Genomic DNA, 9393 nt, shown 5'->3' on the forward strand with positions numbered 1-9393 from the left:
TGCCGGTGTTGCCACCGCCAACCTCGACGCCGCCGGAGCCTATGCCGGTGGTCGGATCAGTGCCGTGGTCGGTGCCGCCGGTTCCGGTTCCGGTGGACGGATCGGTGGGGGTGGTGCCCGTGCCGCCGCCGGTGGTGGGGCTGGTCGAACCGGAGCCGGTGTTGCCACCGCCGGCCTCGACACCGCCGGAACCTGTGCCGGTGGTCGGGTCAGTACCGTGGTCGGTGGCGCCAGTCCCGGTTGAGGGATCTGTGGGCGTGGTGCCGGTGCCACCGCTGCCGGTGGTGGGGTCGGTTGAGCCGGTACCGGTGTTGCCGCCGCCAGCCTCGACACCGCCGGAGCCCGTGCCGGTGGTTGGATCGGTGCCGTGGTCGGTGCCGCCGGTTCCGGTCCCGGTCGAGGGATCGGTGGGCGAGGTTCCCGTGCCACCGCTGCCGGTGGTGGGGTTGGTCGAGCCGGTACCGGTGTTGCCGCCGCCAGCCTGGGTGCCACCGGAGCCCGTGCCGGTGGTCGGGTCAGTGCCGTGGTCGGCGCCGCCCGAGCCGGTCCCGGTTGAGGGATCGGTGGGCGAGGTTCCCGTGCCACCGCTGCCGGTGGTGGGGTTGGTCGTTCCGGTGCCGGTGTTGCCACCGCCAGCCTGGGTGCCGCCAGAGCCTGTGCCGGTGGTCGGGTCAGTGCCGTGGTCGGCGCCGCCCGTGCCGGTTCCGGTTGAGGGACCGGTGGGCGAGGTTCCCGTGCCACCGCTGCCGGTGGTGGGGTTGGTCGAGCCGGTGCCGGTGTTGCCACCGCCAGCCTGGGTGCCGCCGGAGCCTGTGCCGGTGGTCGGGTCAGTGCCGTGGTCGGCGCCGCCCGTGCCGGTTCCGGTTGAGGGATCGGTGGGCGAGGTTCCCGTGCCACCGCTGCCGGTGGTGGGGTTGGTCGAGCCGGTGCCGGTGTTGCCACCGCCAGCCTGGGTGCCGCCGGAGCCGGTGCCTGTGGTCGGGTCGGTGCCGTGATCGGTCCCACCAGAACCGGTCCCGGTGGAGGGATCGGTGGGCGTGGCGCCCGTGCCACCGCCACCGGTGGTGGGGTCGGTTGAGCCGGTGCCCGTGTTGCCACCGCCGGCCTCAACGCCGCCGGAACCCGTGCCGGTGGTCGGATCGGCGCCGTGGTCGGTGCCGCCGGTTCCGGTCCCGGTTGAGGGATCGGTGGGGGAGGTTCCGTTGCCGCTGCCAGTGGTGGGGTTGGTCGAGCCGGAGCCGGTGTTGCCGCCGCCAGCCTCGACACCGCTGGAGCCCGTGCCGGTGGTCGGATCAGTGCTGTGGTCGGTGCCGCCCGATCCAGTCCCGGTTGAGGGATCGGTGGGGGTGGTGCCCGTGCCACCGCTGCCGGTGGTGGGGTCTGTCGAGCCGGTGCCCGTGTTGCCGCCGCCAGCTTGGGTGCCGCCGGTTCCGGTACTGCCGGTTCCGGCCTGGGTGCCCGTGCCCGTGTTCGTGCCGGTGGACGGTGTGGTGGTGTTGCCAGTCGAGGCGTCGCTGGCGGTGCCGGCATGGTCCGTGCCGCCGGTGCTGGTGTCGCCGCTGGTCGTGCCCCCGCTGGTTGTGCCGGCGTCGGTGCCGGATGAGGCGGTGCCGCCGGTGGAGGACGAGCCCGACGACGTTCCAGGGGACGTGGCGCCCGTGGACGTGCCGCCCGTGGACGGGCTGGTCGTGGTCGCCGTGCCAGTCCCAGTCCCAGTCCCAGTGCCGGTGCCGGCACCGGTATTCGTGCCCGTGTTGGTCGTCGTGGTGCTGGTGTTCGTGTTGGTGCTGTCCAGCGCGGTCTGCTGGGTGTTGGTCTGACTGGACGGGGCGGCCACGGCGGGGGCGGATTCGGCGTGGACCGGTGTGGCGGTCGAGGGCAGGACGGTGGCGCGGGCCTGGGCCGGGGCGGCCGTGGAGGAGGTCAGGGCCGGCGCCGTGCCGCCGCTGCCCACCGGGTCGCCGCGGGTATCGCCGCCGCCGAGGAAGGACGTGCCGCCACCGCTGCTGGTGCCGCCGCTGGAGATCAGGTCGGTGGTGTTCTCTTGCAGCGACGGCGCCGTGCTGGACAGGGCCGCCGTCTCCGTGACGTTGTTGGCGCAGGCGCCGGTGGCCGGCGCCTGGACGGTGCTGGCGCCGCCTTCCAGCTGGCTGCCGTTATGGACGGAACTGAGGTAACCGCTTTCGGAGCGTGGGTCCCGCGCCGTGTCGGCGCCCGGCCGTTCCAGCGCCTTCAATGGCCGGCTGTTCTGCTGCGTGGCGGCTTGGTCGCGAAGGGCTTGGGTCTTGGCGTTCGACGACGACTTGTCGCTCTGCTGAGCCATGGCGGTGTTCCCGTCATAAAGGGGGCCGGAATGAGACGGGTGCCGGGCATCCGCTCGCGGTCGTTGAGGCGAAGAAAGCGGGGCGGTCGCGGGGGCGGCGGTGTCGAGGCCGCTCCAGGATCCGCCGTCAGGTGGCGGGCTCAGCGCTCATGGAAGGCGCTGTCCACTGTCGTGTAGATGGGTTTTAGCAGGTATTGAAATACCGTCTTCTCGCCCGTGGTGATGTCGGCCTGAACCGTCATGCCGGGCACCACCTGATAGCGTTCCTTGTCATGGCCGACGTAGGAGGCGGCCAGCTTCACCCGGGCCAGGTAGTAGGGGTTCTTCTGCTCGTCCATGAAGGTGGTGGGCGAAACGGTGTCCAGCGTGCCGTCGATGCGGCCGTAGCGGGCGTAGTCGAAGGCCTGCACCTTCACCTTCACCGGCTGGCCGGGACGGACGAAACCGATGTCGCGGGTGGAGACGCGCACCTCGGCCATCAGCTCGTCATCCACGGGTACCAGGCGGGCGACGATCCCGCCGGGGGCGACCACGCCGCCGATGGTCTTGACCGGCAGTTCCATGACGATACCGCGCACGGGCGCCACGGTGACCAGGTGGTCCACCCGGTCCTCCTGCCCCTCGATCAGCTTGTTCAGTTCCGCCAGCTGGGCGCCGGTGGTCTCCAGCTTGTCCAGGGCCTCTTGCCGCAGGCGGCCGTCCAACTCCGACAGGCGGGACCTGTTCTCACCCAGGCTGTGCTGGGTGCTGGCGATGACTCCCTCAAGGCGGGCTTTCTCCGACTGGGCGCTGGCCAGGTCGCGCTGCGCCTCCAGCAGGTTCAGCTTGGAGTTCAGCCCCTTTTCCACCAGATCCTTACGCAGTTGAACCTTATGCTCGGCGATGTCCAGGTCGGTCATGACCGAGGCCAGCTGCAGCTTGCTGGCGGTCAGCAAGGCGGCCGCCTGCTGGCCCTGGTTCGCCAGCACGGCGCGCTGGTTCCTCTTGGCTTCGATCTGGGCGGCCAGCAGCTGGCGGTTGTTGTCCACCACGTCGGGCTGGCTGGCATAAGGCGCGAAGTCGGCCGGCCGGTCCTCGGCGAAGGCCTGCAGCCGTTCCATCTGCGCCTGCAGGGCGATGCGCCGGGCGGTGTACTGATCGCGGCTGGAGCGGGTGGTGGCCCCCTCGAACCGCACCAGGGGCTGGCCGGCCTCCACCAGCTGGCCCTGTTTCACCAGGATCTCGGCGACGGTGCCGCCCTCCAGGTGCTGGGCCACCTGGACCGAGCGGGAGGGGACGATCTCACCGAACGACGTGGCGACCTCGTGCACCGGGGTCAGCACCGCCCAGGCGATGGCGGCCGTCAGGCAGAGGCCGGCCACCAGGATGGTGCTGCGCGTCAGGGGCGAGATGCCGGGGTCGGTGACCAGTTCGTCGGAGGCGAACTCGGGCAGGCGGAACCAGTTGGGCAGGGCTACGGCGCGCATCAGATCATGCCTCTCGGAATACGGTCGCGAACCTTTTCGGCGGTCCCGAAGTAACGGGTGGTGCCGTTCTCCAGGATCAGGACCTTGTCGGCGATGCCGAGGTGGCCTCGGCGGTGGGTGGCGAAGAAGACGGTGGACCGCTGGCGCAGCATCTCGATGGCCGACATGAAGGCGAACTCGCCCTCGAAGTCGAAGCCGCTGATGGGCTCGTCCAGCAGGACCAGCGGGGTGTTGCGCAGGTAGGCGCGGGCCAGCGACAGGCGGGCCAGCACGCCGGTGGGCAGGGGGGCGGAGTGCATGTCGAAGCAGGTGTCCAGCCCGTCCTTCAGGCCCTTCACCGTGTCCAGCGCCCCGGCCTGGTCCAGGGCGTCGATCAACTCGGCGTCGCTGGCAAGGGGAGCGGCCAGGCGCAAATTGTCGGCCAGAGAGCCCTGGAAGAACTGCGGCACCTGCGTGACGAAGGCGATGGAGCGGCGCAGCTGGATGGGGTCGAACTGGCGGATGTCGCGGCCATCGATGCGGACGGAGCCGCCCTGGGCCGTGTATAGGCCGCTGATCAGCTTCAGTACGGTGGACTTGCCGCCGCCGCAGCGGCCGACGATGGCCACCACCTCGCGCGGCGCCACCTCGAAACCGACGTTGGCCAGGATGGGCTCCGGCTCACGGTGATAGCGGAAGGTGACGCGGGTAAAGGAGACGCGGCCCTGGATCTCGGCCACGCGGTCCGGTCGCACCGTTTCCGACCGTTCCGGCGGCGTGGCCATCAGGGTCTCGATCTGGCGGATGGAGGAGCGGATCTGACCCACCCGGGCGCTGGCCATGAAGGCAGCCTGCAGGGGCCCCAGCATGCGCCAGATCAGCATCATGCTGGCGATCAGGCCGCCGGTGGTCAGGTCGCCGGCCAGCACGCGATGCACGCCGAACACCAGGGTGACCAGGGCGGTCATGGTGCCCAGGATCTGGCTGATCGTGCTGGTGGTGGCCGAGGCCTGGCCGTAGCGCAGATTGGCTTCCGCCGCGTTTCGGGCCACGGTGTCGTAGCGGTCGCGCCAGATGTCCACCAGGCCCAGCGTGCGGATGGACCGCATGCGCTCGATGATCTCCAGCGTCAGTTCCTGGCGACGGGAATTGGCCACGGCGGCCTGGGTGACGCGATAGCGGGTGACGGCGTTGGCCACGAAAGCCAGCAGGCCATAGACGCCGACCGCCACCAGCGGCACCAGGCCCAGCCAGCCGCCCAGCACGAAGATGGCGGCGATGAACAGGAACATGAAGGGCAGGTCCAGCGTGGCCTGGGCCAGCGGGCCGGTCAGCAGGTCGCGCACCCGGTCGATGTCGCGCACGCGGGCCACCTGGGCCGCGATGCTGACCCGCTCGGTCAGGGCGCTGGGCAGACTCAAGAGGCGGCCGAACACGGCGTTGCCGACGACATAGCCCAGGCGGGCGCCGGCATGAGCCATAGTGTGGCTGCGCAGCCGGCGCATGGTCAGTTCGAAGAGGGAGGCGCCGATGGCGCCGATGCCCAGCGGTACCAGCAGCCAGGGGGTGTTGGCGGCGATGACCTTGTCATAGACGGTCATCACGAACAGCGGGTTGGCCAGGGCCAGCAGGTTGGCCATCAGGGTCAGGGCCATGCTGGCGAAGATCAGCGGCGTGCTTTCGCCGATACGGCTGCGCAGCCAGCCCTGACGTTCCGTCCCGCTGTGGGGCAGGGTGCCGGGGCGCACGGTCACCAGCGTGCCGGCGGGCAGGGCGTCGTCGCCCCCGGCGGTCGCTGGCGTGGCCTCGGCCTGCGGCCGCGTCACGACGAAGCGGTTCTCCAGCACCTCAACCAGCGTGGGGGCCGCACCCAGGGGAATGTGCAGCATGACGCCCACGGCCTTGTCTGCCGGTCCGGCGATGCGGCGCAGATCATCCAGGGAGAACCCATCGGCGGTGTGCAGGGCGCTGACGTAGCCCAGGCGGCCCAGGATGTCGCGTAGGTCGGCCATGGGGTTGGCCCGCGCCTCGGACGGCAGCGCCTCCAGGATCTGACGGCGGGAGCCGGACCAGCCATGGCGGTTCAGCAACTGCGCCAGCGGGTCCAGGAATTCGGTCCAGTTCACGCTGACTGTGGCGGCGGGCACCGGCAGGGCCGGGGGCCGGAGCATGGGGTCCCGCTGGGACGCCCCGCTGTCGAGGAGAAGCGTCATAATGCGAACTCCAGGGTGCGATCCAATTGGCCGTCGGCCAGGCGGTAGATGCGGTCGGCCAGCTTCAGGACGGCAGGCCGGTGGCTGACCAGGACCAGCGCGCATTCGGTGCGCAGCTCGTTCATCAGGCCGAACAGGTGGCGGTCGCCCTCGTCATCGACGGCGGAGTTGGCGTCGTCGAACAGGATGATGCGCGGCTTGTGGATCAGGGCGCGGGCCACGGCGATGCGCTGGGCTAGGCCCCGGGGCAGGGGCTCGGTGGCGCCGTCGCCCACGAAGGTGGCGAAGCCGTGGGGCAGGGCGTGGATGAGGTCGGAGATGCCCGCCCGCTCCGCCGCCACCAGGGCCAGCTCGTCATACTCGGGCCGGAACAGGGTGATGTTCTCGGTGATGGTGCCGCGGAACAGGATCTCTTGCTGCGGCAGGAAGGCGATGGCCTCGCGCACCGATTCCGGGTCGTACTGGTCCAGATCCAGGCCGTCCAGGGTGATGCGGCCGCGGCTGGGCTGGTAGAAGCCGCCCATGAGGGACAGCAGGGTGGTCTTGCCGCTGCCGTTGGGGCCCACCAGGGCGATGATCTCGCCCTTGCTCAGTTCCAGGTCGATTCCGCTCAGCACCTCCTGTTCCGGCTTGAAGCCGAAGGACAGGCCAGACAGGACCATGCGCGGCTGCGTCTGGTTGGCGTCGGCCGTGCCCATGGCGTGGCGTTCGCGCGGCATGGCGTACAGGGCGTCCATCTGTTCGCGGGCGATGGCGGCCTGCTGCAGGCGCGACCACAGCTGCAGGATGTTCTGCATGGGCGACAGGGCGCGGCCGACCAGCAGCACGCAGGCCGACAGGCCGCCGACGCTGAGCTGGCCGCGCAGCACCAGCAGGCTGCCGAAGCCCACGGTCAGCAGGCCCGCGACCTGCACCACGCATTGCCCGATCTCACCCAGGTGCTGGGCCGACAGCTCGGCGCTGCGGTTCTCGCCCAGGCGACGCTCCTGCAGCTTCTCGTATCGGCGCAGCAGCGGATGCTCCAGCGCCATGGCCTTCACCGACTGGATGCCGCTCAACAGGCTGATGATGAAGCTGAGGCGCTTGTCCTCCGCCTCCGCCACGCGCAGCAGCGAGGTGCGCGCCATGCGGATGGCCGGCAGGGCCAGCAGCACGATGGCCAGTATGCTGACCAGCGGCACCAGGGTCAGGATGCCGCCGATGTATAGGATGATGCCCAGGTAGATGACGACGAAGGGAATGTCGTACAGGCTGACCATGATCTGGCCTGACGCGAAATCCCGTAAAGACGCGATGGAATTCAACCTTTCCATGTGCGCGCCGGAGGTGTGCGTCTGAAACGCCTGTATATCGCTGTCCAGCAGATGAAAAATGGCGCGGCGACTTTCGGATATTTCATACTGGGCACTACGCGTACTGAAAATCCGCTGCCGTGCAATTCGTAGGAACAGCTCCATCAGCAACGCGGTAACAATTCCGCCCGCCAACATGAACATCGTATCAATGGTATGGTTCGGCAAAATACGATCATATACCTGTAGCAAGGCAATCGGCATCGCCAAGGACAGGATATTAATCGTGATGCTTGATGTCATTATATAGGCGTTATGTGGAATCTTAACGCCGCCAAAATTCATGGATACTGATGCGGTTCTGCTCATGGTTTTCACCATTTGATTCGATGGCGCATCCTGATTATGTGTAACTTAAAAAAGTGTTAAATGCCATTTTTTGGATTGTATTGGTATTTGCCAGATATCGGCAAATACTTGACCCTATTCAAAAGGTGATGTAGCTGCAAAATTAAAAGTTGTGTCCGCGTGATTGTACCCGGCGTCACAATCCAGACGTCGGTGTTGCGCATTAAAACGCCGCACTCCATGGGCCGAGACTGCCGGCAAGCTGCACAGGAGTGGATATGGGACGGCCCCCAGCCTGGGGCGCCGCCTGCCCCTATAGCATTGTTTCGGAAAGAAGATTTATGGGATGGCTACGTAAGTATACCACAATGCGGCCGTTTCGAATGATCACGATTTTTTTGCTAATTCTCGAAATCGACTTGTCTCGACTGGCCGTGATTACGCAGGTATGGGCAGAAGTGATTGAAATGAGAAAAGTGGAATGGTCGAAAAGTGGGTATGCGGTCTGTTTGGCCGCAAAATTAATGCTACAGGATAGGCTATACTTAGGAGTTAATACTTCCCTCGCGTTCACATTCTGTTAATGCGGCCGTGGTCGGGACTTTCCTTTTGATAAGAAGCAGAGGATTTGCGGTTCGTTCCAGGTCGACCGCGTCCATGAGCGGACCGGAGTCAGCATGGCCAAGGCCAGCCTGCCGAAGCCCCGTCCGGTACAGCGCGGAGACAAAGTGCCAGCGGCGGGTCGCCGCCACCAGTGCCGGCCGGGAAGCAAAGGTTCTTTCACGACTTGCTTGGCCCGACCCGGCGGATGCGTCCCTACACCATGTGCCGGGGCGTGATCCCGACGATTCTGATGATGAACGGTGTTTCACATCCCTTGAACAGCCGTTCACGGCCGTCGAACGCCGGTTCACTGCCTCCCAGGCGGCACCACGCTGCCATGCGCGCTTGCCTCAAGCGAGCCGCTGCGCCAGTTCCTCGGCGTCCGCGTGGTAGTATCTGGCCAGCATCGACAGCGTCTTGTGGCCAGTGATGCGCATCAGCTCCAGCGGGTTGGTGTAGATCTTGGCCAGCCGGCTGGTGGCCTCGTGCCGCAGGTCGTGGAAGGTCAGGTCCGCGATGCCGGCGCGGTCAACAACGTGGCCAAAGGTCACTTTCAGCAGCCTTTGGTCCTCTCCCACCACAGGCCCATTCTTGTTTCCGTAAGAGGGGAAGGAGCGGAGGGCGTCCACCGCCGCGGTGGACAGCGGCACCTTGCGGATTTCACCGTTCTTTGAGCCGTCGCCCGACAGGCCGCGGATGGTCATGACGCGTTTCGCCAGATCCACGTCGCTCCAGTCCAGTGCACAGATCTCCCCCTGTCGCGCGGCCGTTTCCAGCGCCAACTTGGCCATGGGCACCAGCCAGGCTCCGTGCTTGCTGGCCGCCAGTCCCGCCATCAGGCGTTCCTCCTCGGCGGGGATGTGGTGGCTTAGCTCGACCTCATTGCCGGTATCCGGATCACGCTGATACGTCACCTCGACCCTGGCGGGCTGCAGGCGCCGCCCGCGCTTGCGGTCGGCTCCCTTGGGGCGGGCGGTCAGCTTCGCTTCGGCGGGATTGGATGGGAGGTGCATGCCCCATTCTCGCCGGCCGTGGGCGATCGCGGTGGCGATCAGGTTGAGCCGCCGCACCACAGTGGCGGGCGCGTAGTCGCAGGCCAGCATACGATCGCGGTAGCTAGCGATATCCTGGGGCGAAAGGGCGCTGAGCCGTCGCAGACAGATTTCGTC

At 67.4% G+C, this 9393-nt stretch carries 4 protein-coding genes and 1 pseudogene; all 5 read right to left on the bottom strand.

Annotated elements, in window-relative coordinates; translation table 11 throughout:
* Positions 1–2323 (bottom strand): annotated as a pseudogene (locus tag FBZ87_RS29410) (hypothetical protein); the annotation flags it as partial.
* Positions 2324–2463: 140 nt separating this feature from the next.
* On the bottom strand, positions 2464–3789 hold the full coding sequence (locus FBZ87_RS27535; protein ID WP_145613774.1) for an HlyD family type I secretion periplasmic adaptor subunit: 1326 nt from the start codon (positions 3787–3789) through the stop codon (positions 2464–2466).
* On the bottom strand, positions 3789–5981 hold the full coding sequence (locus tag FBZ87_RS27540) for a peptidase domain-containing ABC transporter (protein ID WP_186455027.1): 2193 nt from the start codon (positions 5979–5981) through the stop codon (positions 3789–3791). Before FBZ87_RS27540 ends, FBZ87_RS27535 begins: the two co-directional genes overlap by 1 nt.
* A complete protein-coding gene (locus FBZ87_RS27545; RefSeq protein ID WP_145613776.1) occupies positions 5978–7654 on the bottom strand; it encodes an ATP-binding cassette domain-containing protein in 1677 nt (558 codons plus the stop codon). The genes FBZ87_RS27540 and FBZ87_RS27545 overlap by 4 nt, the downstream gene beginning before the upstream one ends.
* A gap of 920 nt (positions 7655–8574) precedes the next feature.
* Positions 8575–9393: site-specific integrase (locus FBZ87_RS27550; RefSeq protein WP_145613777.1), on the bottom strand; the 819-nt coding region annotated here is incomplete at its 5' end.

Origin of the sequence: Nitrospirillum amazonense (genome assembly GCF_007828035.1) — a bacterium.
GTDB lineage: Bacteria > Pseudomonadota > Alphaproteobacteria > Azospirillales > Azospirillaceae > Nitrospirillum > Nitrospirillum amazonense.

Excerpts from the sequence above, each read along its gene's own strand:
- FBZ87_RS27540 (WP_186455027.1), bottom strand. The coding sequence starts at position 5,981 with ATGACGCTTCTCCTCGACAGCGGGGCGTCCCAGCGGGACCCCATGCTC.
- FBZ87_RS27545 (WP_145613776.1), bottom strand. The coding sequence starts at position 7,654 with ATGGTGAAAACCATGAGCAGAACCGCATCAGTATCCATGAATTTTGGC.
- FBZ87_RS27535 (WP_145613774.1), bottom strand. The coding sequence starts at position 3,789 with ATGCGCGCCGTAGCCCTGCCCAACTGGTTCCGCCTGCCCGAGTTCGCC.